42 protein-coding genes (1 of these 42 only partly in view) are annotated in these 24515 nt (G+C 39.7%); 41 read left to right on the plus strand and 1 reads right to left on the minus strand.

Annotation, left to right across the window (positions count from 1 at the left end):
* Positions 1–116 precede the first annotated feature (116 nt).
* The 40 genes from tuf to BGI23_RS00805 all read left to right on the plus strand — a co-directional run bounded on the left by tuf (position 117) and on the right by BGI23_RS00805 (position 23325).
* Complete coding sequence (gene tuf, locus BGI23_RS00610; RefSeq protein WP_001029615.1) at positions 117–1304, plus strand: elongation factor Tu; 1188 nt, start codon at positions 117–119, stop codon at positions 1302–1304.
* Between the two features lie 400 nt (positions 1305–1704).
* Positions 1705–2013, plus strand: a complete 309-nt coding sequence (rpsJ, locus tag BGI23_RS00615; protein ID WP_001040596.1) for a 30S ribosomal protein S10 — start codon at positions 1705–1707, stop codon at positions 2011–2013.
* Between the two features lie 34 nt (positions 2014–2047).
* Positions 2048–2680, plus strand: a complete 633-nt coding sequence (gene rplC / locus BGI23_RS00620; protein ID WP_000160207.1) for a 50S ribosomal protein L3 — start codon at positions 2048–2050, stop codon at positions 2678–2680.
* A gap of 25 nt (positions 2681–2705) precedes the next feature.
* The gene (gene rplD, locus BGI23_RS00625) at positions 2706–3329 is read left to right on the plus strand and encodes a 50S ribosomal protein L4 (RefSeq protein WP_001127258.1); all 624 of its coding nucleotides are present in this window, start codon (positions 2706–2708) and stop codon (positions 3327–3329) included.
* On the plus strand, positions 3329–3619 hold the full coding sequence (gene rplW, locus BGI23_RS00630) for a 50S ribosomal protein L23 (RefSeq protein WP_001205558.1): 291 nt from the start codon (positions 3329–3331) through the stop codon (positions 3617–3619). Before rplD ends, rplW begins: the two co-directional genes overlap by 1 nt.
* A gap of 28 nt (positions 3620–3647) precedes the next feature.
* Positions 3648–4478: a 50S ribosomal protein L2 gene (gene rplB / locus BGI23_RS00635; protein ID WP_000511580.1), complete on the plus strand. Its 831-nt coding sequence runs from the start codon at positions 3648–3650 to the stop codon at positions 4476–4478.
* Between the two features lie 60 nt (positions 4479–4538).
* A complete protein-coding gene (rpsS, locus tag BGI23_RS00640; RefSeq protein WP_000124453.1) occupies positions 4539–4817 on the plus strand; it encodes a 30S ribosomal protein S19 in 279 nt (92 codons plus the stop codon).
* A 17-nt stretch (positions 4818–4834) separates the two neighbouring features.
* Positions 4835–5176, plus strand: coding sequence for a 50S ribosomal protein L22 (gene rplV / locus BGI23_RS00645; RefSeq protein WP_001148024.1), 342 nt, complete (start codon positions 4835–4837; stop codon positions 5174–5176).
* 3 nt (positions 5177–5179) lie between these two features.
* A complete protein-coding gene (gene rpsC, locus BGI23_RS00650; RefSeq protein WP_000529956.1) occupies positions 5180–5839 on the plus strand; it encodes a 30S ribosomal protein S3 in 660 nt (219 codons plus the stop codon).
* Between the two features lies 1 nt (position 5840).
* Positions 5841–6275, plus strand: coding sequence for a 50S ribosomal protein L16 (gene rplP, locus BGI23_RS00655; protein ID WP_000928971.1), 435 nt, complete (start codon positions 5841–5843; stop codon positions 6273–6275).
* Positions 6265–6465 carry a 50S ribosomal protein L29 gene (rpmC, locus tag BGI23_RS00660; RefSeq protein WP_000855718.1) on the plus strand — a complete coding sequence of 67 codons (201 nt, stop codon included), beginning with the start codon at positions 6265–6267 and terminating at the stop codon, positions 6463–6465. Before rplP ends, rpmC begins: the two co-directional genes overlap by 11 nt.
* A 20-nt stretch (positions 6466–6485) precedes the next feature.
* Positions 6486–6749, plus strand: a complete 264-nt coding sequence (gene rpsQ, locus BGI23_RS00665; RefSeq protein ID WP_000004106.1) for a 30S ribosomal protein S17 — start codon at positions 6486–6488, stop codon at positions 6747–6749.
* 43 nt (positions 6750–6792) lie between these two features.
* A complete protein-coding gene (gene rplN / locus BGI23_RS00670; protein WP_000615912.1) occupies positions 6793–7161 on the plus strand; it encodes a 50S ribosomal protein L14 in 369 nt (122 codons plus the stop codon).
* Positions 7162–7199: 38 nt separating this feature from the next.
* On the plus strand, positions 7200–7511 hold the full coding sequence (rplX, locus tag BGI23_RS00675) for a 50S ribosomal protein L24 (protein WP_000558200.1): 312 nt from the start codon (positions 7200–7202) through the stop codon (positions 7509–7511).
* A gap of 26 nt (positions 7512–7537) precedes the next feature.
* Positions 7538–8077 carry a 50S ribosomal protein L5 gene (gene rplE / locus BGI23_RS00680; protein WP_001080827.1) on the plus strand — a complete coding sequence of 180 codons (540 nt, stop codon included), beginning with the start codon at positions 7538–7540 and terminating at the stop codon, positions 8075–8077.
* Positions 8078–8110: 33 nt separating this feature from the next.
* Positions 8111–8296, plus strand: coding sequence for a 30S ribosomal protein S14 (rpsN, locus tag BGI23_RS00685; protein WP_001085700.1), 186 nt, complete (start codon positions 8111–8113; stop codon positions 8294–8296).
* Between the two features lie 29 nt (positions 8297–8325).
* On the plus strand, positions 8326–8724 hold the full coding sequence (rpsH, locus tag BGI23_RS00690; protein WP_000245511.1) for a 30S ribosomal protein S8: 399 nt from the start codon (positions 8326–8328) through the stop codon (positions 8722–8724).
* A gap of 32 nt (positions 8725–8756) precedes the next feature.
* Positions 8757–9296 (plus strand): 50S ribosomal protein L6, encoded by a 540-nt coding sequence (rplF, locus tag BGI23_RS00695; RefSeq protein WP_000086558.1) that lies wholly within the window; start codon positions 8757–8759, stop codon positions 9294–9296.
* Positions 9297–9327: 31 nt separating this feature from the next.
* Complete coding sequence (gene rplR / locus BGI23_RS00700) at positions 9328–9690, plus strand: 50S ribosomal protein L18 (protein WP_000628816.1); 363 nt, start codon at positions 9328–9330, stop codon at positions 9688–9690.
* Between the two features lie 21 nt (positions 9691–9711).
* Positions 9712–10212, plus strand: coding sequence for a 30S ribosomal protein S5 (gene rpsE / locus BGI23_RS00705; protein WP_000554646.1), 501 nt, complete (start codon positions 9712–9714; stop codon positions 10210–10212).
* Positions 10213–10225: 13 nt separating this feature from the next.
* Positions 10226–10408, plus strand: a complete 183-nt coding sequence (rpmD, locus tag BGI23_RS00710; RefSeq protein WP_001085234.1) for a 50S ribosomal protein L30 — start codon at positions 10226–10228, stop codon at positions 10406–10408.
* Positions 10409–10441: 33 nt separating this feature from the next.
* The gene (rplO, locus tag BGI23_RS00715; protein WP_000766080.1) at positions 10442–10882 is read left to right on the plus strand and encodes a 50S ribosomal protein L15; all 441 of its coding nucleotides are present in this window, start codon (positions 10442–10444) and stop codon (positions 10880–10882) included.
* A complete protein-coding gene (gene secY, locus BGI23_RS00720) occupies positions 10882–12183 on the plus strand; it encodes a preprotein translocase subunit SecY (protein WP_000490114.1) in 1302 nt (433 codons plus the stop codon). Before rplO ends, secY begins: the two co-directional genes overlap by 1 nt.
* 56 nt (positions 12184–12239) lie before the next feature.
* Positions 12240–12890 carry an adenylate kinase gene (locus tag BGI23_RS00725; RefSeq protein WP_001048996.1) on the plus strand — a complete coding sequence of 217 codons (651 nt, stop codon included), beginning with the start codon at positions 12240–12242 and terminating at the stop codon, positions 12888–12890.
* Positions 12890–13636, plus strand: a complete 747-nt coding sequence (gene map / locus BGI23_RS00730; RefSeq protein ID WP_000582539.1) for a type I methionyl aminopeptidase — start codon at positions 12890–12892, stop codon at positions 13634–13636. The genes BGI23_RS00725 and map overlap by 1 nt, the downstream gene beginning before the upstream one ends.
* Positions 13637–13704: 68 nt before the next feature.
* Positions 13705–13923 (plus strand): translation initiation factor IF-1, encoded by a 219-nt coding sequence (gene infA, locus BGI23_RS00735; protein ID WP_001029884.1) that lies wholly within the window; start codon positions 13705–13707, stop codon positions 13921–13923.
* A gap of 35 nt (positions 13924–13958) precedes the next feature.
* Positions 13959–14072 (plus strand): 50S ribosomal protein L36, encoded by a 114-nt coding sequence (rpmJ, locus tag BGI23_RS00740; RefSeq protein WP_000868344.1) that lies wholly within the window; start codon positions 13959–13961, stop codon positions 14070–14072.
* A 21-nt stretch (positions 14073–14093) separates the two neighbouring features.
* A complete protein-coding gene (gene rpsM / locus BGI23_RS00745) occupies positions 14094–14459 on the plus strand; it encodes a 30S ribosomal protein S13 (RefSeq protein ID WP_000090789.1) in 366 nt (121 codons plus the stop codon).
* 24 nt (positions 14460–14483) lie between these two features.
* Entirely contained in the window at positions 14484–14873 is a 390-nt protein-coding gene (gene rpsK / locus BGI23_RS00750; protein ID WP_000101799.1) for a 30S ribosomal protein S11, read from the plus strand.
* Positions 14874–15053: 180 nt separating this feature from the next.
* Positions 15054–15998 carry a DNA-directed RNA polymerase subunit alpha gene (locus BGI23_RS00755; RefSeq protein ID WP_000569643.1) on the plus strand — a complete coding sequence of 315 codons (945 nt, stop codon included), beginning with the start codon at positions 15054–15056 and terminating at the stop codon, positions 15996–15998.
* A 35-nt stretch (positions 15999–16033) separates the two neighbouring features.
* Positions 16034–16396: a 50S ribosomal protein L17 gene (rplQ, locus tag BGI23_RS00760; RefSeq protein WP_000331490.1), complete on the plus strand. Its 363-nt coding sequence runs from the start codon at positions 16034–16036 to the stop codon at positions 16394–16396.
* Positions 16397–16499: 103 nt separating this feature from the next.
* Entirely contained in the window at positions 16500–17342 is an 843-nt protein-coding gene (locus tag BGI23_RS00765) for an energy-coupling factor ABC transporter ATP-binding protein (protein ID WP_000711783.1), read from the plus strand.
* Positions 17318–18199: an energy-coupling factor ABC transporter ATP-binding protein gene (locus BGI23_RS00770; protein ID WP_000406520.1), complete on the plus strand. Its 882-nt coding sequence runs from the start codon at positions 17318–17320 to the stop codon at positions 18197–18199. Before BGI23_RS00765 ends, BGI23_RS00770 begins: the two co-directional genes overlap by 25 nt.
* Complete coding sequence (locus tag BGI23_RS00775; RefSeq protein WP_001186536.1) at positions 18187–18981, plus strand: energy-coupling factor transporter transmembrane component T family protein; 795 nt, start codon at positions 18187–18189, stop codon at positions 18979–18981. Before BGI23_RS00770 ends, BGI23_RS00775 begins: the two co-directional genes overlap by 13 nt.
* A gap of 14 nt (positions 18982–18995) precedes the next feature.
* Positions 18996–19739 carry a tRNA pseudouridine(38-40) synthase TruA gene (gene truA / locus BGI23_RS00780; RefSeq protein ID WP_070807269.1) on the plus strand — a complete coding sequence of 248 codons (744 nt, stop codon included), beginning with the start codon at positions 18996–18998 and terminating at the stop codon, positions 19737–19739.
* Between the two features lie 152 nt (positions 19740–19891).
* On the plus strand, positions 19892–20329 hold the full coding sequence (gene rplM / locus BGI23_RS00785; protein WP_001260793.1) for a 50S ribosomal protein L13: 438 nt from the start codon (positions 19892–19894) through the stop codon (positions 20327–20329).
* A gap of 21 nt (positions 20330–20350) precedes the next feature.
* Positions 20351–20743: a 30S ribosomal protein S9 gene (gene rpsI / locus BGI23_RS00790; protein ID WP_000079986.1), complete on the plus strand. Its 393-nt coding sequence runs from the start codon at positions 20351–20353 to the stop codon at positions 20741–20743.
* A gap of 161 nt (positions 20744–20904) precedes the next feature.
* Positions 20905–21333, plus strand: a complete 429-nt coding sequence (locus BGI23_RS00795; RefSeq protein ID WP_001101006.1) for a YbaK family protein — start codon at positions 20905–20907, stop codon at positions 21331–21333.
* Between the two features lie 66 nt (positions 21334–21399).
* Entirely contained in the window at positions 21400–22113 is a 714-nt protein-coding gene (gene cwlD, locus BGI23_RS00800; RefSeq protein WP_000822435.1) for an N-acetylmuramoyl-L-alanine amidase CwlD, read from the plus strand.
* Between the two features lie 144 nt (positions 22114–22257).
* Positions 22258–23325, plus strand: coding sequence for an Mrp/NBP35 family ATP-binding protein (locus BGI23_RS00805; protein ID WP_000256606.1), 1068 nt, complete (start codon positions 22258–22260; stop codon positions 23323–23325).
* A 56-nt stretch (positions 23326–23381) separates the two neighbouring features.
* Here the strand turns inward: BGI23_RS00805 and gerD are convergent, their stop codons facing one another.
* Entirely contained in the window at positions 23382–23999 is a 618-nt protein-coding gene (gene gerD / locus BGI23_RS00810; protein WP_000827519.1) for a spore germination protein GerD, read from the minus strand.
* A 139-nt stretch (positions 24000–24138) separates the two neighbouring features.
* Here gerD and kbaA point away from each other — a divergent pair, with 139 nt between their 5' ends.
* On the plus strand, positions 24139–24515 hold the 5' portion of the coding sequence (gene kbaA / locus BGI23_RS00815; protein ID WP_070805071.1) for a KinB signaling pathway activation protein KbaA. It continues 235 nt past the right edge of the window; only the first 377 of its 612 coding nucleotides appear in the window; the start codon lies at positions 24139–24141; the stop codon falls past the right edge of the window.

The following is a 24515-nucleotide window of genomic DNA, read 5'->3' on the forward strand; positions in this document are numbered from 1 at the left end:
TGATTTTTATCGATTGTTCAAGTATAACTACTTATGTAAGCTTAGAAAGTGGGACGCAAGTTTCGCTTTCTAGACTAAATATAAAATAACCTATATAAACTAAGGAGGAATTTAGAATGGCTAAAGCTAAATTCGAACGTTCTAAACCCCATGTTAACATCGGTACAATCGGCCACGTTGACCATGGTAAAACTACATTAACTGCTGCGATCACTACAGTTCTTGCAAAAGCTGGTGGTGCTGAAGCACGCGGATACGATCAAATCGATGCTGCTCCAGAAGAAAGAGAGCGCGGTATCACAATCTCAACTGCACACGTTGAGTACGAAACTGAAACTCGTCACTATGCACACGTTGACTGCCCAGGTCACGCTGACTATGTTAAAAACATGATCACTGGTGCTGCTCAAATGGACGGCGGTATCTTAGTAGTATCTGCTGCTGATGGCCCAATGCCTCAAACTCGTGAGCACATCCTTCTTTCTCGTCAAGTAGGTGTACCTTACATCGTTGTATTCTTAAACAAATGCGACATGGTAGACGACGAAGAATTATTAGAATTAGTAGAAATGGAAGTTCGCGACCTATTATCTGAATACGGATTCCCAGGTGACGACATTCCTGTAATCAAAGGTTCTGCTCTTAAAGCTCTTCAAGGAGAAGCTGATTGGGAAGCAAAAATCATTGAATTAATGGCTGAAGTTGATGCTTACATCCCAACTCCAGAACGTGAAACTGACAAACCATTCTTAATGCCTGTAGAGGATGTATTCTCTATCACAGGTCGTGGTACAGTTGCTACTGGTCGTGTTGAGCGCGGTATCGTTAAAGTTGGTGACGTTGTAGAAATCATCGGTCTTGCTGAAGAAAATGCTTCTACAACTGTAACTGGTGTAGAAATGTTCCGTAAACTTCTTGACCAAGCTCAAGCTGGTGACAACATCGGTGCTTTACTTCGTGGGGTTGCTCGTGAAGACATCCAACGTGGACAAGTACTTGCAAAAAGCGGTTCTGTAAAAGCTCACGCTAAATTCAAAGCTGAAGTTTTCGTATTATCTAAAGAAGAAGGTGGACGTCACACTCCATTCTTCGCTAACTACCGTCCACAGTTCTACTTCCGTACAACTGACGTAACTGGTATCATCCAATTACCAGAAGGTACTGAAATGGTAATGCCTGGTGACAACGTAGAAATGACTATCGAACTTATCGCTCCAATCGCTATCGAAGAGGGAACTAAATTCTCTATTCGTGAAGGTGGACGTACAGTAGGTTACGGCGTAGTTGCTACTATCGTTGAGTAATCTTAACTGATATAAAAAACCCCGAGGGATTTTCCCTTGGGGTTTTTGTTTGCATTTATATAATGAACAAAATGATTGTTTCATGTTTTGACGAGTTTCTTCTATAATAATGTGAAATCATTAAAACTGAAATCCAGAAACTGTAAAATGAATTCTGCTAGATGAAAACTTGAAATTCTTTAAAGTGCCATGTATAATAGCAAAAGTAGAGAAAAGCAGATGCAAACAAAAAGATGCTTGCATCTAGACGAATAACATTGTATAATAGACAATGTTGGTCTTTGACTGCGATGAAGTGGAAGGTTGCTGACACACCCGGCCGCTTTGCCATGGCATGGTGTGAGGAAATTTCCATGGAGAAGGTCTATTTTAGAAATAGGCGAACGAAGGAGGGAAAATAATGGCAAAAGAAAAAATTCGTATCCGTTTAAAAGCTTACGATCACCGTATTCTTGATCAGTCAGCTGAGAAAATTGTAGAAACAGCTAAGCGTTCTGGGGCAACAGTTTCTGGTCCGATCCCATTACCAACTGAAAAAACTGTTTACACAATTCTTCGTGCTGTTCATAAGTACAAAGATTCTCGTGAGCAATTCGAAATGCGCACGCACAAACGTCTAATCGACATCGTGAGTCCTACTCCACAAACAGTAGATTCATTAATGCGTTTAGACTTACCATCTGGTGTAGATATCGAAATCAAACTATAATTTATATAACTTAAAAATGTAGGAGGTGTAACTCATGACCAAAGGAATCTTAGGAAGAAAGATCGGTATGACTCAAGTATTTGCTGAGAACGGTGAGTTAATCCCAGTAACAGTTATCGCTGCTAATCCAAACGTTGTTCTTCAAAAGAAAACAACTGAAACTGATGGCTACAACGCAATTCAGTTAGGATTTGAAGATAAGCGTGAAAAGTTAACTAACAAACCTGAACAAGGCCACACTGCTAAAGCATCTACAACTCCTAAGCGCTTCATTCGCGAAATCCGCGATGCAGACGTGGACGGATTAGAGGTTGGTCAAGAGGTAAAAGTTGACGTATTCGCTACAGGTGAAATCGTTGATGTAACAGGAATTTCTAAAGGTAAAGGTTTCCAAGGTGTTATCAAACGCCACGGACAATCTCGCGGACCTATGTCTCATGGTTCTCGCTATCACCGTCGTCCAGGTTCAATGGGCCCAGTTGCTCCGAACCGTGTATTCAAAGGCAAAAAACTTGCTGGACGTATGGGTGGAGACCAAGTTACTATCCAAAACTTAGAAATCGTTCAAGTTGACACTGAGCGCAACTTATTACTAGTAAAAGGTAACGTTCCAGGTGCTAAGAAATCTCTTGTAGTTGTTCAAGGCGCTGTGAAGGTTAGCAAATAATTCACAATAGGAAGGAGGAATTCCAATGCCAAAAGTTACTGTATATAACCAAACTGGTTCACAGGTTGGTGAAATCGAATTAGCTGAAGCTATTTTCGGTATCGAACCAAATGAAGCTGTACTTTTCGAAGCTGTAATGATGCAACGTGCATCTTTACGTCAAGGTACACACAAAGTAAAAACTCGCTCTGAAGTTCGCGGTGGTGGTCGTAAACCATGGCGTCAAAAAGGAACTGGACGTGCTCGTCAAGGGTCTATCCGCTCTCCTCAATGGCGTGGTGGTGGTACGGTATTCGGACCTACACCAAGAAGCTATGCGTACAAACTTCCTAAGAAAGTTCGTCGTTTAGCAATCAAATCTGCATTAGCTACTAAAGTAGTTGAGAACAACATTGTAGTTCTTGAAGACCTAGTGTTAAATGCACCAAAAACAAAAGATATGCTAGCAGTACTTAAAGGATTAACTGTTGAGAAGAAAGCTCTTATCGTAACTGCTGATGCAAACGAATCTGTAGAGTTATCTGCTCGCAATATCCCTGGAGTAACAGTAATCACTGCTGATGGCGTAAACGTTTTAGACGTGCTTCATCATGATAAGCTAATCATGACAAAAGCGGCAGTGGAAAAAGTAGAGGAGGTGCTTGCATAATGAGAGATCCTCGTGATATCATTAAGCGCCCAGTTATCACTGAACGTTCTATGGAAATGATGGCTGAAAAAAAATACACGTTCGATGTGGACGTTAAATCTAATAAAACAGAAGTTAAAGATGCTCTAGAAGCGATCTTTGGTGTTAAAGTAGAAAAAGTGAACATCATGAACTACAAGCCGAAAGCAAAACGCGTTGGTCGTCACGCTGGTTTTACTAGCCGTCGTCGTAAAGCAATCGTTAAGCTAACTGCTGACAGCAAAGAAATCGAAATCTTCCAAGGCGTTTAATTCTTACTAAAGAAGGAGGGAAATTGAGATGGGAATTAAAAAGTATAATCCAACTACTAACGGTCGTCGTAACATGACTACGAATGATTTCGCTGAAATCACGACTGACAGACCCGAAAAGTCTTTACTTGCTCCTTTAAGCAAAAAGGCTGGTCGTAATAACCAAGGTAAAATCACTGTACGTCATCAAGGTGGCGGACATAAGCGTCAATACCGTATCATCGACTTCAAACGTAACAAAGATGGAATTCCAGGACGCGTTGCTACGATCGAATACGATCCAAACCGCTCTGCGAATATCGCATTAATTAACTACGTTGACGGTGAAAAACGTTACATTCTTGCTCCTAAGAACTTAGAAGTAGGTATGGAAATTATGTCTGGCGCTGAAGCTGACATTAAAATCGGTAACGCATTACCATTAATCAACATTCCAGTAGGTACTGTTGTTCATAACATCGAGCTTAAACCAGGTCGTGGTGGACAATTAGTTCGTTCTGCTGGTACATCTGCACAAGTACTTGGTAAAGAAGGTAAATACGTTCTTGTACGTTTAACTTCTGGTGAAGTGCGTCTTGTATTATCTGCTTGCCGTGCAACTGTAGGTCAAGTTGGTAACGAGTCACACGAACTTATCAAGATCGGTAAAGCTGGTCGCTCTCGCTGGTTAGGTAAGCGCCCAACTGTTCGTGGTTCTGTAATGAACCCAGTTGATCACCCACACGGTGGTGGTGAAGGACGTTCACCAATCGGACGTAAGTCTCCAATGTCTCCATGGGGTAAACCAACTCTTGGATTCAAAACTCGTAAGAAAAACAAAGCGTCTGACAAATTCATCGTTCGTCGTCGTAAAAAATAATGGGATTGTAGTACGGTTCACTTTGAGAACCGTACGGCAATCACGAAGGGAGGCACCAAAATGGCTCGTAGCTTGAAAAAAGGACCATTTGTCGATGATCATTTAATGAGTAAAATTGCAAAGCTAAATGAAACTGAGCAAAAGCAAGTTGTTAAAACTTGGTCTCGTCGTTCAACGATCTTCCCTCAGTTCATCGGTCACACAATCGCTGTATATGACGGTCGTAAACATGTACCTGTATATGTTACTGAAGACATGGTAGGCCACAAGTTAGGTGAATTCGCACCAACTCGTACGTATAAAGGTCATGATGCTGACGATAAGAAAACTAGAAGATAATGAGAGGAGGCACTTCAATGCAAGCTAAAGCAGTAGCGAGAACAGTTCGTATTGCTCCTCGTAAAGTTCGTTTAGTTGTAGACTTAATCCGAGGTAAGCAAGTGGGTGAAGCGATTGCTATCCTTAACCACACACCAAAAACTGCTTCTCCAGTTGTAGAAAAAGTTTTAAAATCTGCAATCGCAAATGCAGAGCATAATTATGAAATGGACATTAACAACCTAGTTGTTGAGAAAGTTTTCGTTGACGAAGGTCCAACGTTAAAACGTTTCCGTCCACGTGCAATGGGTCGTGCAAGCCAAATTAACAAACGCACAAGCCACATCACAGTTGTGGTATCAGAAAAGAAGGAGGGATAATCGATGGGTCAAAAGGTTAATCCAATTGGTCTTCGTGTCGGCGTTATCCGTGACTGGGAATCTCGTTGGTTCGCTGAGAAAGATTACGCTACATTATTACATGAAGACATCAAAATCCGTGAGTACATTAATGTACGCTTAAAAGATTCTGCTGTTGCTAAAGTAGAAATCGAACGTGCAGCAAATCGTGTAAATGTTACAATTCACACTGCAAAACCTGGTATGGTAATTGGTAAAGGTGGTACTGAAGTTGAAGCACTTCGTAAAGCTCTTAACCAATTAACAGGCAAGCGTGTACACATCAACATTTTAGAAGTTAAGAGAGCTGATCTTAACGCTAAATTAGTAGGCGAAAACATCGCTCGTCAATTAGAAAACCGTGTATCATTCCGTCGTGCACAAAAGCAAGTTATTCAACGTGCTATGCGTGCAGGTGCTAAAGGTATTAAAACACAGGTTTCTGGTCGTCTTGGCGGAGCTGATATCGCTCGTGCAGAATCTTACAGTGAAGGAACTGTTCCACTTCATACACTTCGCGCTGATATTGACTATGCAGCAGTTGAAGCTGATACAACATACGGTAAATTAGGCGTAAAAGTATGGATCTACCGTGGAGAAGTCCTTCCTACAAAAAAGAAAGCTTCTGAGGAAGGAGGAAAATAATATGTTAATGCCAAAACGCGTAAAATATCGTAGAGAGCATCGTGGTAAAATGCGTGGTCGTGCTAAAGGTGGAACTGAAGTAGCTTTCGGTGAATTCGGTTTACAAGCACAAGCTGCTTCATGGATTACAAACCGTCAAATCGAAGCTGCTCGTCGTGCAATGACTCGTTACATGAAACGTGGCGGTAAAGTATGGATTAAAATTTTCCCTTCTAAACCTTACACTGCAAAACCTCTAGAAGTACGTATGGGTTCCGGTAAAGGGGCACCAGAAGGCTGGGTAGCAGTAGTAAAACCTGGGAAAATTATGTTCGAAATCGCGGGTGTATCTGAAGAGGTAGCACGCGAAGCATTACGTCTTGCAGCTCACAAGTTACCTGTGAAATGTAAATTCGTAAAACGTGAAGAAAATGGTGGTGAATCTAATGAAAACTAATGATATTCGTGAATTAACCACTGCCGAAATCGAAACAAAAGTTAAAGCTTTAAAGGAAGAGTTGTTTAATCTTCGCTTCCAACTTGCTACAGGACAATTAGAGAATCCAACTCGCATTCGTGAAGTGCGTAAGGCAATTGCTCGTATGAAAACTGTAGTTCGTGAAAGAGAGATCGGAATTAATCGATAAATTGAGGGGAGGTTTGCATAGTGAGCGAACGTAACCAACGCAAAGTTTATACTGGTCGTGTAGTGTCTGACAAAATGGACAAAACGATTACAGTTTTAGTTGAAACTTACAAAACTCATTCCTTGTACGGAAAACGTGTTAAGTATTCTAAGAAGTACAAAGCCCATGATGAGCAAAACCAAGCGAAACTTGGCGATATCGTAAAAATCATGGAAACTCGCCCGCTTTCTGCTACTAAGCGTTTCCGTTTAGTTGAAATCGTTGAAGAAGCGGTTATTATCTAAATAGACGAATCGGAATTTTTAGTCCGAAGGGAGGTTTCATAACATGATCCAACAAGAATCTCGTTTGAAAGTTGCTGACAACTCTGGTGCACGTGAACTTTTAACAATTAAAGTATTAGGCGGCTCTGGTCGTAAATATGCTAACATTGGTGACATTATCGTTGCTACGGTAAAACAAGCAACACCAGGTGGCGTTGTTAAAAAAGGTGACGTTGTTAAAGCAGTAGTAGTACGTACGAAGAGCGGTGCTCGTCGTCCGGATGGTTCTTACATCAAATTTGATGAAAACGCAGCGGTTATCATTAAAGACGATAAGAGCCCACGTGGTACTCGTATCTTCGGACCAGTAGCTCGTGAATTACGTGATAGCAACTTCATGAAGATCGTTTCTTTAGCTCCAGAAGTTCTATAATTTAAGGTATTGCCTTGCTAAGGAGGTGCAGAATTAAGATGCATGTAAAAAAAGGTGATAAAGTACAGGTAATCACTGGTAAAGACAAAGGAAAACAAGGCGTTATCCTTGTGGCTTTCCCAAAGCAAAACCGTGTTATCGTTGAGGGTGTTAACATCGTTAAGAAGCACTCTAAGCCATCTCAATTAAATCCACAAGGTGGAATTATTACTAAAGAGGCACCTATTCACGTTTCTAACGTTATGATTTTAGATCCGAAAACAGGTGAACCTACTCGCGTAGGCTTCAAGGTAGAAGATGGTAAAAAAGTTCGTATTGCAAAAAAATCTGGTGAATTATTAGATAAATAATTTTCTTAAGAAAGGAGGTCACTTCATTGAATCGCCTTAAAGAGAAGTTCCAAAAGGAAATTACTCCTGCTCTAATGAGCAAGTTTAACTATAAATCTGTAATGCAGGTACCAAAAATCGAAAAGATCGTAATCAACACTGGTGTTGGTGACGCGGTATCTAACTCAAAAGCTTTAGACAACGCAGTAGAAGAATTAACACAAATCGCAGGTCAAAAACCTGTTGTAACTCGTGCTAAAAAATCAATCGCTGGTTTCCGTCTTCGTGAAGGTATGCCAATCGGTGCGAAAGTAACTTTACGCGGCGAGCAAATGTATGAGTTCTTCGATAAATTAGTATCAGTTTCTTTACCACGTGTACGTGATTTCCGTGGTGTTTCTAAGAAATCATTCGATGGTCGTGGAAACTATACATTAGGTGTTAAAGAGCAACTTATTTTCCCTGAGATTGATTATGATAAAGTAAGCAAAGTCCGCGGTATGGACATCGTAATCGTTACTACAGCGAACACTGATGAAGAAGCTCGTGAACTTTTAACACAATTCGGTATGCCATTCCAAAAATAATGGAAGCCAACGCTAAGTAGAGGAGGCGAAAACGTGGCTAAAAAATCTATGATTGCGAAACAAAAGCGTACTCCTAAGTTTAAAGTACAAGAGTATACACGTTGCGAACGCTGCGGTCGTCCGCATTCTGTATACCGCAAATTTAAACTTTGCCGTATTTGTTTCCGTGAACTTGCATATAAAGGTCAAATTCCTGGTGTTAAAAAAGCTAGTTGGTAAAACCCACAAATGGGAAGGAGGTAAAACACATGGTGATGACAGATCCAATTGCAGACATGCTTACTCGCATCCGTAATGCGAACATGGTACGTCATGAGAAATTAGAGGTTCCTGCTTCTAAAATCAAAAAAGAGATCGCTGAACTTTTAAAACGTGAAGGTTTCATTCGTGATGTAGAATACATCGAGGATAACAAACAAGGTATCCTTCGTATTTTCCTGAAATATGGTGCAAACAACGAACGTGTAATCACTGGATTAAAACGTATCAGTAAACCTGGCTTACGCGTTTACGCTAAAGCTGACGAAGTACCACGTGTACTTAACGGATTAGGTATCGCTCTTGTTTCTACATCTAAGGGAGTAATGACAGACAAAGACGCTCGTCAATTACAAACTGGTGGAGAAGTAGTAGCATACGTTTGGTAATATATATTTAAAACGAACGGAGGTGTGACCACATGTCTCGTATTGGTAAAAAGATTCTTGAAATCCCTGCAGGTGTTACTATTACAGTTGCAGAAGACAATACTGTAACAGTAAAAGGCCCTAAAGGTGAATTAACTCGTACTTTCAATGCTGATATGCTTATCAAAATTGAAGAGAATACATTAACAGTTGAGCGTCCATCTGAACAGAAGGAACACCGTGCATTACACGGTACAACTCGTGCTTTAATCGGAAACATGGTTGAAGGTGTAACTGAAGGTTTCGCACGCGGACTTGAATTAGTCGGTGTTGGTTACCGTGCTCAAAAACAAGGTGATAAACTTGTATTAAGCGTAGGTTATTCTCATCCAGTAGAAATGACTCCGGAAGCAGGTCTTGAAGTTGAAGTACCTGCACCAACTAAGATCGTAATCAAAGGTATCGACAAGCAACGTGTTGGCGAATTCGCTGCTAACATCCGCGCTGTACGTGCTCCTGAGCCTTACAAAGGTAAAGGTATTCGTTACGAAGGCGAAGTTGTTCGTCGTAAAGAAGGTAAAACTGCTAAGTAAACCCGTTAGGTGAGAGAAAGGAGTGACAAGAATGATCACTAAAGCTGATAAAAATGCGACTCGTAAGAAAAGACATGCGCGTGTACGTGCTAAACTTACTGGTACTGCAGAACGTCCACGTTTAAACGTGTTCCGTTCTAACCAACATATTTACGCTCAAGTTATTGATGATGTAAATGGTGTAACGTTAGTAAGTGCATCTACTCTTGATAAAGACCTTGCTCTTAACGGTACTAGCAATATTGAAGCTGCTACGAAAGTTGGAGAATCAGTTGCTAAGCGTGCTGTAGAGAAAGGCGTTAAAGAAGTAGTATTTGATCGCGGTGGTTACTTATACCATGGCCGTGTTAAAGCTCTAGCTGAAGCTGCTCGTGAGGCTGGATTACAATTTTAATGGTCAAAGGAGGGAAAATTGATGCATCGCATTGACCCAAGTAAATTAGAACTTGAAGAACGTGTAGTTACGATAAATCGTGTCGCGAAAGTTGTTAAGGGTGGTCGTCGTTTCCGCTTTGCTGCACTAGTTGTAGTTGGCGATAAAAACGGTCATGTTGGATTCGGTACTGGTAAAGCACAAGAGGTACCAGACGCAATCCGCAAAGCTATCGAAGACGCTAAGAAAAACTTAATCGCTGTACCATTAGTTGGTACAACAATTCCACACACAATCAACGGTCATTTTGGAGCTGGTGAAGTATTCTTAAAGCCTGCTGCTGAGGGTACTGGTGTTATTGCTGGTGGACCTGTTCGTGCGGTCCTTGAATTAGCAGGTGTACAAGATATTCTTTCGAAATCTCTTGGTTCTAACACACCAATCAACATGATTCGCGCTACTGTGAACGGATTAAGCGAACTTAAGCGCGCTGAAGATGTTGCAAAATTACGCGGTAAATCTGTAGAAGAGCTACTAGGTTAAGGAGGGAAAACAAATGGCGAAAAAGTTAGAAATTACCCTCACTCGTAGTGTAATTGGTCGTCCACAAGATCAACGTGCGACGGTAGAAGCTTTAGGTCTTAAAAAGTTGAATTCAACTGTAGTTAAGGAAGAAACTCCTGCTATTCTTGGTATGATCAACAAAGTTTCTCACCTTGTAACTGTAAAAGAAGCTTAAGGATAACTCATTAATATAAGGAGGTGCCTGGGAATGAAACTTCATGAATTAAAACCTGCAGAAGGTTCTCGTAAAGTACGTAACCGTGTCGGTCGTGGTATCGGTTCTGGTAACGGTAAAACTGCTGGTAAAGGTCATAAAGGACAAAACGCACGTTCTGGCGGCGGTGTTCGTCTTGGCTTCGAAGGTGGTCAAACTCCATTATTCCGTCGTTTACCAAAACGCGGCTTCACAAACATTAACCGTAAAGAGTTTGCTATTGTAAACTTATCAACGTTAAATCGTTTTGAAGATGGTACAGAAGTAACACCTGAATTATTGCTGGAAACTGGCGTTATCAGCAAATTAAACGACGGTGTTAAAATTCTTGCAAGCGGCGCAGTAGAGAAAAAACTAACTGTTAAAGCGCACAAGTTCTCTTCAAGTGCTAAAGAAGCAATTGAAGCAGCTGGCGGATCAGTTGAGGTGATCTAATGTTTCGTACAATCTCCAACTTTATGCGCGTTGCTGAGATAAGACGTAAAATATTATTCACTTTAGCGATGTTAATCGTATTCAGGATTGGCACGTTTATCCCCGTGCCATTTACAAATGGAGACGTACTGAAGGCACAAGATCAATTAAATGCTTTAGGTATTCTAAATACATTTGGCGGTGGAGCCTTGAAAAACTTCTCCATCTTTGCGATGGGAATCATGCCGTATATTACAGCATCCATCATCGTGCAATTATTGCAGATGGATGTTGTTCCTAAATTTTCGGAATGGGCGAAGCAAGGTGAAATGGGCCGTCGTAAACTAACGCAATTCACGCGTTATTTTACAATTGTTCTTGCGTTTATTCAGGGGTTTGGTATGTCAATCGGTTTTAACGGTATGGTAGGTGGACAATTAATTTTGAATCCTGGTTGGAGCACTTATTTATACATTGCTACGGTACTGACTGCTGGTACTGCATTTTTAATGTGGTTAGGTGAACAGATTACAGCTAAAGGTGTAGGTAATGGTATTTCCATTCTTATCTTTGGTGGTATTGCCGCAGCGATCCCAAGTGTTATATCTCAAGTGTATCAGCAACAGTTTCAAAATATCGGAGATCAATTGTTCATGAGTATCGTTAAAGTTGCATTGATTTTACTAGCTGTGCTAGCAGTTATTGTGGGTGTTATTTTCATTCAACAGGCTGTTAGGAAGATCCCAATTCAATATGCGAAGCGTGTAACAGGAGGAAATGGTGGTTATGCTGGAGCACAAAACACACATTTACCGCTTAAGGTAAATAGTGCTGGTGTTATTCCAGTAATTTTTGCTGTTTCATTCTTAATTACTCCTCCGACTATTGCACAGTTCTTCCCGAAACATGATGTATCGCAGTGGATTATTGCAAACTTTAACTATTCTCACCCAGTGGGAATGATCATATATGTTGCGCTCATTGTAGCCTTCACATATTTCTATGCGTTTGTTCAGGTTAATCCAGAGCAAATGTCAGAGAATCTAAACAAACAAGGTGGATATGTTCCAGGTATTCGTCCGGGTAAGAATACAGAACAATATCTAACAAAAATCTTGTATCGTTTGACCTTTGTAGGATCAATTTTCCTAGCAGCGATTGCAATCTTACCAGTTATCTTTACGAAGCTGGGAAATCTTCCTCCATCTGCACAGATCGGTGGAACGAGTATGTTAATCGTTGTCGGCGTTGCTTTAGAAACAATGAAGCAACTAGAAAGCCAACTGGTAAAACGCCATTACAAAGGGTTTATCAAGCAGTGAGTAAGTGGGAAGTATTGTCTTCCCTACATGCTCATGTACTCTGAGGGGGAACAAGGATGAACTTAATTTTAATGGGGCTTCCTGGTGCTGGTAAAGGTACACAAGCCGAACAGATTGTTGCCAAGTATAACATCCCTCACATCTCAACAGGAGATATGTTCCGTGCAGCTATGAAGGCTGAAACTGAAATGGGCTTACAAGCAAAATCCTTTATTGATAAAGGGGCACTTGTTCCAGATGAAGTTACAATCGGAATCGTTCGTGAACGTTTAAGTCAAGAAGACTGCGTAAGAGGCTTCTTATTAGACGGTTTCCCACGAACTGTTGCACAAGCATCAGCTCTTGAAGAGATTATGAAAGATCTTGGCAAAAAAATCGACTATGTTTTAAACATTAATGTGGATTCAGGATTGTTATTAAAACGCCTTACAGGCCGTCGCATTTGTAAAGAGTGCGGTGCGACTTACCACTTAGAATTCAATCCGCCAGCAAAAGCTGACGTGTGCGATAAATGTGGTGGCGAGTTATATCAACGCTCTGATGACAATGAAGAAACTGTAGCAAATCGCTTAGATGTAAATATTAAGCAAACTAAACCTTTGCTTGATTTCTACGAGGAGCTTGGTTACTTACAAAGCATTAATGGTGAGCAAGATATCAATAAAGTATTTGCTGATATCGATGTTCTCATCGGAGGCTTAGCGTAATGATAATCTGCAAAACTCCTCGCGAGATAGAAATCATGCGAGAAGCGGGCAGGATCGTTGCTTTGACTCATCAAGAGTTAAAACAGCACATTACTCCAGGAATTACAACGAAAGAGCTCGATCAAATAGCGGAAAAGACGATTCAAAAATATGGTGCTACGCCATCTTTTAAAGGATACAACGGATTTCCGGGGAGCATATGTGCTTCTGTAAATGAAGAGCTTGTACACGGAATTCCAGGGAAGCGCAAGCTCAAAGAGGGCGATATCATCAGTATCGATATTGGTGCGAAATACAATGGGTACCATGGAGATTCTGCATGGACGTATCCAGTTGGAAACATTTCTGAATCTGTTCAAAAGCTACTTGATGTCACAGAAAAATCGTTGTATCTTGGTCTAGAACAAGTAAAACCAGGCGAGAGATTATCAAATATCTCACATGCGGTTCAAACCCATGCTGAAGAGAACGGATTCTCGATCGTTAGGGAGTATGTTGGTCACGGAATCGGGCAAGACTTACATGAGGACCCTCAAATCCCGCACTATGGTCCACCAAATAGAGGTCCTAGATTAAAGCCGGGAATGGTCATCTGTGTTGAGCCGATGGTGAATCAAGGAAGACGATATGTAAAAACACTATCTGATGACTGGACAGTGGTAACGGTAGATGGTAAATGGTGTGCCCATTTTGAGCACACGATTGCTCTTACAGAAGCAGGATACGAAATCCTTACCACTTTATAAGTAGCTGGCTCTCCGGGATTTCAGAGCAGTGTAAAATGTTACTGATTTGAAGAAGGGAGAACTATTGAATGGCTAAAGATGATGTAATTGAAGTCGAAGGTACCGTTCTTGAAACGTTGCCAAATGCTATGTTCAAAGTAGAATTAGAGAATGGGCATGTCGTATTGGCTCACGTTTCTGGTAAAATCCGTATGAACTTCATTCGTATTTTACCAGGAGACAAAGTTACGGTAGAATTATCTCCGTACGATTTAAATCGTGGTCGTATTACGTACCGTTTTAAATAATATAGCACTCCGTAATCTTTAAGGAGGTTCGAGACATGAAAGTAAGACCGTCAGTTAAACCAATCTGCGAAAAATGTAAAGTTATTCGTAGACGTGGAAAAGTAATGGTTATTTGTGAAAACCCTAAACATAAACAAAAACAAGGTTAATCAGAAGGAGGTGCATTCAGAATGGCACGTATCGCAGGTGTAGATATTCCTCGTGACAAACGCGTTGTTATTTCTTTAACTTACGTATTCGGCATTGGTCGCACAACTGCTGAAAAAATTCTTGCTGAAGCTGGTGTTTCTGAAGAAACACGAGTTCGTGATTTAACGGAAGACGAATTAGGACGTATCCGTGATATCATCGATCGTATTAAAGTTGAGGGAGACCTTCGTCGTGAAGTATCTCTTAACATCAAACGTCTAATGGAGATCGGTTCTTACCGTGGTCTTCGTCACCGTCGTGGTTTACCAGTTCGTGGTCAAAACTCTAAAAACAATGCTCGTACACGTAAAGGTCCACGTCGTACAGTAGCAAATAAAAAGAAATAATAAGTAAAGGAGGTTGAACTAACAATGGCACGTAAAACAAACACTCGTAAAAAACGTGTGAAAAAGAATATTGAAGCTGGTGTAGCTCATATTCGTTCTACTTTCAACAACACAATCGTAACACTTACAGATACTCACGGTAACGCACTTTCTTGGTCTAGTGCTGGTGCACTTGGTTTCCGTGGATCTCGTAAATCTACTCCATTCGCTGCGCAAATGGCTGCTGAAACTGCTGCTAAAGCTGCAATGGAACACGGTTTAAAAACTTTAGAGGTTACTGTTAAAGGTCCTGGTGCTGGTCGTGAAGCTGCAATTCGTGCTCTTCAAGCTGCAGGTCTAGAAGTAACAGCAATTAGAGATGTTACTCCAGTTCCTCATAATGGATGTCGTCCACCAAAACGTCGTCGTGTGTAATTTTTCTGTATAGAATTTTCCCTTTTGTCTATAATGGATATGATGCATTATCGAGAAATTTCGTACAGAAACATCGCTTGTTGTGCACAATCGGGAACTGCCTAAGGGGGACTTTCGGTTAGACAGAGGTTATACCTTTGTTTAACCGGGGTTTCGACGTTTTGAAGGAGGGTTTAGTTAATGATTGAAATCGAAAAGCCGAAAATCGAAACGGTTGAACTTAACGAAGATGCTAAATATGGTAAATTCGTAATTGAACCGCTTGAGCGTGGATATGGTACTACGTTGGGTAACTCCTTACGTCGTATTCTTTTATCTTCACTCCCTGGTGCCGCTGTTACTGCTATCCAAATCGATGGCGTATTACATGAATTTTCAACAGTTGAGGGCGTAGTAGAAGACGTTACAACGATCATCTTAAACTTGAAAAAGTTAGCTCTTAAAATCTACTCTGAAGAAGAGAAGACGTTGGAAATTGATGTGCAGGGCGAAGGTATTGTCACAGCTGCTGATATTACTCACGATAGTGATGTAGAAATCTTAAATCCAGATTTACACATTGCAACGTTAGCAAAAGATGCGCATTTCCGCGTGCGTTTAACTGCAAAGCGTGGCCGTGGGTATACGCCAGCTGATGCAAATAAAAGCGAAGATCAACCAATAGGAGTAATTCCTATTGATTCTATTTATACTCCAGTATCACGTGTGACTTACCAAGTGGAAAAGACACGTGTCGGACAAGTGGCTAATTATGATAAGCTTACGCTTGATGTATGGACGGATGGAAGCATCGGGCCAAAAGAAGCTATCTCTTTAGGTGCCAAAATCTTAACTGAGCATTTAAATATCTTTGTTGGTTTAACTGATGAAGCACAAAATGCTGAGATTATGGTCGAGAAGGAAGAAGATCAAAAAGAGAAAGTTCTTGAGATGACTATCGAAGAACTAGACCTTTCTGTTCGTTCTTATAATTGCCTAAAACGTGCAGGAATTAATACTGTACAAGAGCTTGCGAACAAAACAGAAGAAGATATGATGAAAGTTCGTAACTTAGGACGTAAATCCTTAGAAGAAGTTAAACATAAACTTGAGGAATTAGGTTTAGGTTTACGTAAAGACGACTGAGGATTTAAACCCATCAACAAAGGAGGGAACTACGAATGGCATACAGAAAATTAGGCCGTACAAGTGCGCAACGTAAAGCTATGTTACGTGACTTAGCTACTGATTTAATTATCAACGAGCGCATCCAAACGACAGAAACTCGTGCAAAAGAACTTCGTTCTGTAGTGGAAAAAATGATCACTTTAGGTAAACGCGGAGATCTTCATGCTCGTCGTCAAGCAGCAGCTTTCATTCGCAATGAAGTAGCTAACGCTGAGACTGGTCAAGATGCACTTCAAAAACTATTCGCTGATGTAGCTCCACGCTATGCTGAGCGCCAAGGCGGATACACTCGTATTGCAAAAATTGGTCCACGTCGCGGAGACGCAGCACCAATGGTAATTATCGAGTTAGTATAATGATAATTAAAAGGGCAGGACAGTTCTTTTCAAGAAACTGGTCATGGCCCTTTTTTTTAAATATAAAAATAGGCTTACTTGGCGAAGGAAAGGGTGCCTTGTATTGAAAAAAGAGAAACTTCGGACAGAAAATATATCATTTCAATATCCTGGTGCAGCCACTTATGCATTAAAAGATGTTTCATTCTCCTTATATGAAGGAGAATGGGTATCTGTTATTGGACAAAACGGTTCTGGGAAGTCTACACTTGCAAAATTATTGAATGGTTTGTTTTTGCCGGAAGCAGGGACAATTACAGTAAATGATACAATGGTTTTGTCAGAGGAAACGGTATGGGATGTTCGAAAACAAATTGGGATGGTATTTCAAAATCCAGATAATCAATTTGTTGGAACAACAGTGCAAGATGACGTTGTCTTTGGTTTAGAGAATATCGGAATGCCGAGAGAACAAATGGTAGAAAGATTAGATCAGGCCTTACGACTAGTCCGTATGGAAGATTTTCTTAATGATGAGCCACATTCGTTATCTGGTGGGCAAAAGCAGCGAGTAGCAATAGCAGGCGTTTTAGCACTTCAGCCGTCTATTTTGATATTAGATGAAGCAACGTCAATGCTAGACCCTCAAGGGAGACGTGAAGTGGTAGAAACGGTTAGACAACTTGTTAATGAAAAAGGTATTACCGTGTTATCAATTACGCACGATTTAGAAGAAGCGGCACAGTCAGACCGTGTCATTATTTTAAATAAGGGAGAGATATTAGAGGAAGGGACTCCAGAACAAATTTTCAAGTCCTCTCATATGCTCCAAGAAATTGGATTAGATGTACCATTTTCAGTGAAAATAGCAGAATTATTAAAAAGAAATGAAATTCTCTTGCAAAATACGCATCTTACAATGGAAAGCTTGGTGAACGAACTTTGGAGATTACATTCCAAAAAGTAGAACATCGTTATCAATATAAAACTCCATTTGAAAGACGCGCACTTTATGATGTAGACGTGTCGTTTCCAAGTGGGGGCTATTATGCCATTATCGGTCATACTGGTTCAGGTAAGTCGACGATGATTCAACATTTAAATGGTTTATTGCAGCCGACAAATGGCACAGTTCAAATTGGTGAACATTTCATTTCGGCAGGAAAGAAAGAAAAAAAGCTAAAGCCACTACGTAAAAAGGTAGGTGTTGTCTTTCAATTCCCAGAACATCAGTTGTTTGAAGAGACTGTGGAGAAAGATATTTGCTTCGGACCTACTAATTTTGGTGTATCTGTAGAAGAAGCGAAGCAAAAGGCAAGAGAGGCAATTCAACTTGTAGGGTTAGAACCAGAACTGTTAGTACGTTCACCATTTGAGTTAAGTGGTGGGCAAATGAGGCGTGTTGCGATAGCAGGCGTATTAGCGATGGAACCCGAAGTGCTCGTATTAGATGAACCTACAGCAGGACTAGATCCAAAAGGGCAAAATGAACTTATGGAGATGTTTTATAAGCTACATAAGGAGAAAGGCCTTACAGTTATCCTTGTAACGCATAATATGGAGGATGCTGCTAAATATGCCGAGCAGATTGTAGTCATGCATAAAGGAACGGTCTTTTTGCAAGGAAGTGCAGAGGAAGTATTTTCACATGCTGATGAACTAGAGAAAATTGGTGTGGATCTTCCTATGTCTTTAAAGTATAAACGTGCAATTGAAGAGAAGTTTGGCATTTCAATCCCAAAGGCTACCTTATCTTTAGAGGATCTTACTCATGAAGTTGTGCAGGTGTTACGAAAAGGTGGTCATGAATCATGCAGCAGTTGATTATTGGAAGATATATTCCAGGGAATTCTCTTATTCATCAACTTGATCCACGTACGAAGCTGCTGATTGTCTTTTTATATGTATTTGTTGTTTTCTTAGCAAATAATGCGATTTCATATGGATTTTTATTTTTATATGCACTCATTGCTTTATTTTTTGCAAAAGTGCCGATTCGTTATGTACTTTCGGGCTTAAAACCAATTCTATGGATTTTTCTTTTTACATTTTTCCTGCATATTTTAACAAATAAAGAAGGGGAAGTACTATTCCAGCTTGGTTGGTTTTCGATACATGAAAAAGGATTAGAGCAAGGAATATACATTTCTATACGATTCTTCGTTATTATTTTAATGACGACATTATTAACGTTAACGACGACACCCATTGAGATTACAGATGGTTTGGAGACGTTATTAAAGCCGTTGAAGCGTATAAAAGTTCCTGTTCATGAAATCGCATTAATGATGTCAATTTCTCTTCGTTTTATCCCGACATTAATGGATGAAACGAGTAAAATAATGAAGGCACAATCGTCACGTGGTATTGATTTTGCAGGGGGACCGATAAAAGATAGGATGAAAGCTATCATTTCACTACTCGTTCCTCTATTTATCAGTGCTTTTAAGCGTGCAGAAGACTTAGCAATTGCTATGGAAGCCCGTGGATATCAAAGTGGCGAAGGACGTACTAAATTTAGGCAACTACGCTGGAAAACAAGCGATACTGTAACGATTATAAGCTTACTTTGTTTAGCTTGTATTTTGGCATGGGTGCGATCGTAATGGAGAATAAAGAAATGGATAGAATAAAATGTACGGTTGCATATGATGGCATGCATTTTTGTGGTTATCAAATTCAACCGCAGCATCGTACTGTTCAACAAGAAATAGAGAAAGCTTTACAGAAATTGCATAAAGGGGAACTTGTTCGTGTTCAGGCATCGGGCAGAACAGATTCTACTGTTCATGCTAAAGGACAAGTGATACACTTTGATACACCGTTGTCTCTTGAAGAGTGGCAATGGAGCAATGCATTAAACACTATGTTACCAGATGATATTGTTATCACACAGGTAGAGAAAAAAACAGAAGAATTTCACGCACGTTACGGTGTCGAGAGAAAAGAATATCGTTATCGTGTATTATTATCAAAGACTGCGGATGTATTCCGTAGAAATTACGTATATCAATATCCATATCCGCTCGAAATAAATGCTATAAGAAAAGCGATCCCTTATTTTATTGGAACGCATGATTTCACTTCTTTTTGTTCGGCAAAAACTGACAAAAAAGATAAAGTGAGAACAATTTATGAAATCGAGCTAATTGAGCAGGACGACGAATTAATTTTTCGTTTTGTAGGTAATGGATTTTTATATAATATGGTCAGGATTATTGTTGGTACGTTACTGATCGTAGGGCAAGGAAAGCTTGATCCGGATAGCATTCCAGAGATTTTAGCGAAACAAAATCGTCAGTTTGCTGGAAAGATGGCTCCTGGTCATGGGCTTTATTTATGGCAGGTAAACTATAACAACTAATCCTGGTGTAACATTTGCTTGACATTAGAAACTCAAAAGTATATCATAACATATGGTATTGTTTCTAAAACCACGATTAGCCCCGGAAGGAAATCGTGTTTAAGATAAACAATAGATTTTTTCTATGGAAAAGATAACGAGGAGGGAAACACATGCGTACGACTTTTATGGCAAAAGCTAACGAAGTTGAGCGTAAATGGTATGTGGTTGATGCTGAAGGTCAAACTTTAGGTCGCCTTGCTAGTGAAGTAGCATCCATTTTACGTGGTAAAAACAAACCTACATTTACACCACACGTTGACACGGGTGATCATGTAATTATTATTAACGCTGAGAAAATTCATTTAACAGGTAATAAATTAAACGATAAAATTTACTACCGTCACACTAACCACCCAGGTGGACTTAAACAAAGAACAGCTCTTGAAATGCGTACAAACTACCCTGTACAAATGTTAGAGCTTGCAATTAAAGGCATGCTTCCAAAAGGACGCTTAGGCCGTCAAGTTTCTAAGAAACTAAACGTGTATGCTGGAGCAGAGCATCCACACCAAGCACAAAAACCAGAAGTTTACGAACTTCGCGGATAATCAATTAAAGGAGGGCTTACTTTGGCACAGGTTCAATACTATGGCACTGGACGTCGTAAGAGTTCAGTAGCGCGCGTACGCCTAGTTCCAGGCGAAGGACGCGTTATCATTAACGGTCGTGATTTTGAAAACTATATCCCATTTGCTGCATTACGTGAAGTAGTGAAACAACCTCTAGTTGCAACAGAAACTTTAGGTAACTACGATGTACTTGTAAACGTAAATGGTGGTGGATACACTGGTCAAGCTGGTGCTATTCGTCACGGTATTTCTCGCGCTTTATTAAAAGCTGATCCAGAATACCGTCTAACACTAAAACGTGCAGGTCTATTAACTCGTGACGCACGTATGAAAGAGCGTAAAAAATACGGTCTTAAAGGCGCACGTCGTGCACCTCAGTTCTCAAAACGTTAATTTTTGCGAACTACAAACCCCAACCATTTTGGTTGGGGTTTTTTATGTTTCATTCCTCTTTTGAAATTTTTGTAGTTTGGAATATTTTAGTGCTATCCTCTCGCGTATGCTTCTTCTTTAGAAGTTTAGACTAATACGTATTAGGGAGGTTTATAAGTACTATGAATGTCATTGTCAGCTTACAAGAAAAACAAAAAGAAAAGCAGTTGAAATATGAGCGGAAGATGCTGCGGGAATTATCATTAAAAACATTACGTTCAAATATTAGAGATGCCTTTCAGATGCAGGAACTTCATCGTCAGTATGAAGATTACTGCATTGAATTAGGGATAGAATCGTATTTATTAGGAGCGAGATATAGTAAATTTGGTTATTATGGCGAATCGTTCTTTGATGTGAAATATAGGGCCTTAGAAGAAGAGCAACAATTAACGGAAACACTATTTCAATTTTTAACGAGCATGACTATGCGGGAGATTAAGTTACAAGATGAGGAATTACTTTTTGAATCTTGCCAGCAGTTTATCGGCTTATGGTGGCAGGAAGGATATGAAAAAGGTGAAAGAAGATATCGATTAAAGCTTCATTAAGACAAGCATAAACTTTCCTCTTGTCCCATATAAGTAATTAGAGGGACTAGCTGGAGGAGGAAAGGTATGAAGAGAATTCGAATTATCTCTTTTGCACTCGCTGCGGTTATTTTGTTTTTTTTAGTCAAACAAGAATTTCAAATTACAAAATCGTGGCGAGCTTGGAATTTACCCTTATCAGGGAAAGTAATCGTATTAGATGCTGGGCATGGTGGACCAGACGGAGGGGCTGTTGGTGGCAAGGATATTGTAGAAAAAGATATTACGCTTGAGATTACAAAGAAGGTGCAAGATTATTTACAAGAGCAAGGTGCACTAGTTATTTTAACGCGTGAGGGAGATTATGATTTAGCCCAGAAAGATACAAAGTCATATAGTAGACGTAAAGCAGAAGATTTAAAAAAACGTGTAGAGATTATTAATAAACCCGATGTAGATTTTTTTGCAAGTATCCATTTAAATGCTTTAACTAGTAGTGGATCAAAGGGCGCACAAACGTTCTATTACCGTTCTTCAATTGAAAATGAACGTGCTGCGAAATTTATACAAGCTGAGTTGAGAACGAGTTTAGAGAATACAAATCGTTCTGCTAAAACAATTTCTCATGTGTATTTATTAAAGTATGCGAAAAACCCAGGTGCTTTAATTGAAGCTGGCTTTTTATCGAATGTAAATGAAAGGTATATGTTAAATTCGGAGAAATATCAGCAAAAGGTAGCAGCTGCTGTATATCGTGGTATATTACGTTATTTCACGGAAAAAGGAAATCCTCCAGAATAAGGAGGATTTTTTTGCGTTTCTCTCGTTAACGAAGTTTTCCGAAAATATGTTATACTGGAAATGTAAACGCATTTATTTCAAAAGTAAAGAGAGATATATTTAATTAACATTATGTTATTTTTCATACAGGGGGCTGGGCTAATTATGGTAACGAAAGAGCAAGTAGTGGAAGCGTTAGAAGGGATTGTAGATCCGTTTTTACATAAAACGTTAAAAGAAACAGGGGCAATTAAAGAGGTAACAGTCAAGCCTGAGAAGGAACATGTAAGTGTTAAAATTGCAATCGTAAAAACTGGTACCGCGGAACAAATGCAATTGCAATCTGGAATTGTAAAGTTAGTAAAAGAACTAGGAGCAGCAACAGTAGGGCTTCGCTTTGCAGAATTTACAGAAGAGGAATTAGCTCAGTTTGCACCAGAACAAGAAGAAGAGCAAACTGAATCTTTATTGTCACCAAATTCCAAAACGATATTTTTAGCAGTGGCGAGTGGAAAAGGTGGAGTAGGGAAATCAACAGTTTCTGTTAACCTTGCTATTGCTTTAGCTCGTCTAGGGAAAAAAGTTGGTATCATTGATGCCGATATTTATGGTTTTAGCGTACCTGATATGATGGGGATAGAAAAACGCCCTGTAGTAAGAGGAGATAAAATCATTCCAGTGGAGCGTCTAGGTGTAAAGGTAATATCAATGGGGTTCTTTGTAGAAGATAATGCACCGGTTATTTGGAGAGGACCTATGCTTGGGAAAATGTTAAATCATTTCTTTACAGAAGTAGAATGGGGCGATTTAGATTATTTAGTTTTAGATTTACCACCAGGTACAGGTGATGTTGCGCTAGACTTACATTCGATGCTACCAGCTTGTAAAGAGATTATTGTTACAACACCGCATCCAACAGCGGCATTTGTAGCAGCACGTGCTGGAGCAATGGCTTTGCGTACAGAACATAGTATTCTTGGTGTTGTTGAAAATATGGCTTATTTTGAAAGTAAAACAACTGGCGAAAAAGAATATGTGTTTGGAAGAGGTGGAGGAGATAAATTAGCTACAGAACTTCAAACAGAAGTACTTGGCCGAATCCCGCTTCAACAACCTGATTGGAATAAAGAAGATTTTGCGCCGTCAGTATATGAAGATACGCACACGACAGGTCTTATTTACCGCACAATAGCTGAAGCGGTAATTGATAAAACAACTGTTGCGCAAAAATAAAATAATAATGAGTGGATGATACATATATTGTCCACTCATTATTATCGTTATTATTTTTACTGCTGTTCCTTTTTACCTTCTTGGGAACCACCTTCACCGCCGGCTTCCTTTTTATCAGAACCACTTTTTTCGGCTTTTTGGACACCTTTACTAATAATATCAATCATCTTAGCTTGGAAGAGTGGGCTTTCAGCAGTTTCTGTTAATACTTGTTGTAAATATTGACGGTATTCTTTGCTCTTCATCGTTTGTAACATCATTTTTTCTACTTCAGGGTTTTTCATGATTTCTATAACGCCTGCTTGGTATTCAGGGTCTTTTAGTAATGTTTTCATTAAAGCTGTTTGTTCTTTTCCCATACTTTTAGCGAATTTCGATGAGAACTCAGGGTCTTTAAAGAGCTTTTCCCAGAATTGTTGCCCTTTATCGGATACCATTGCATCTTCAATCGTTTTCTTTACTACTGTTTCATCTAGTATGAGTGCTTGTTTCATTTTTTCATCAGTTAACACATCTTGAATGGCTTTCTTACCTTGATCGGTTTTTAAAATATCAACAATCATTTTCTTCGTTTGATCATAATCAAGTTCGGACTTTGCTTCTTTTTCTTGTGCACATGCTACAAGTACAAGAAATAGAAAAGAAGAAGTCAAAACGAGCAGCATCCGTTTCATAAGTTGGAACTCCTTTCAGCACAGTTCTCTCTTTTTAATATAAATATCTTTAAGGAATTTATACATGAACATGGCTAGCTTTTTGAAATTGTCATTGATACAATTTAATTAGAAATATAAGGATAATGGGGGATGTGTTGTGAATAGCCGCAAGTGGGTACGACTATTTTTTACGACGTTGTTTCTTGGTGGGGTTAGTACAGTCATTATTGGATTTGTTTTAGAGTGGGACAAGTACGCTAAATTTTTTCAAAATTTCGACGGAAAGGAAATTTTGGCAGTTTCCTTCTGGTTGATGGGTGTAGGATTTATTTTTAGTGTGATAAGTCAAATGGGGTTCTTTGCTTATTTAACAATCCACCGTTTTGGACTAGGAATGTTCCGATCATCTTCTTTATGGAATATAGTCCAGCTCTTCTTTATTGCATTCGTTTTATTTGATTTTGTGTATTTAAGATCGGTATTGATTGCAAATGGGGAAATTTCATTAGGGAATAACATACTTGTTGCTGGTGT

The organism is Bacillus sp. ABP14 (assembly GCF_001831375.1).
In the GTDB taxonomy this organism is placed as follows: domain Bacteria; phylum Bacillota; class Bacilli; order Bacillales; family Bacillaceae_G; genus Bacillus_A; species Bacillus_A paranthracis.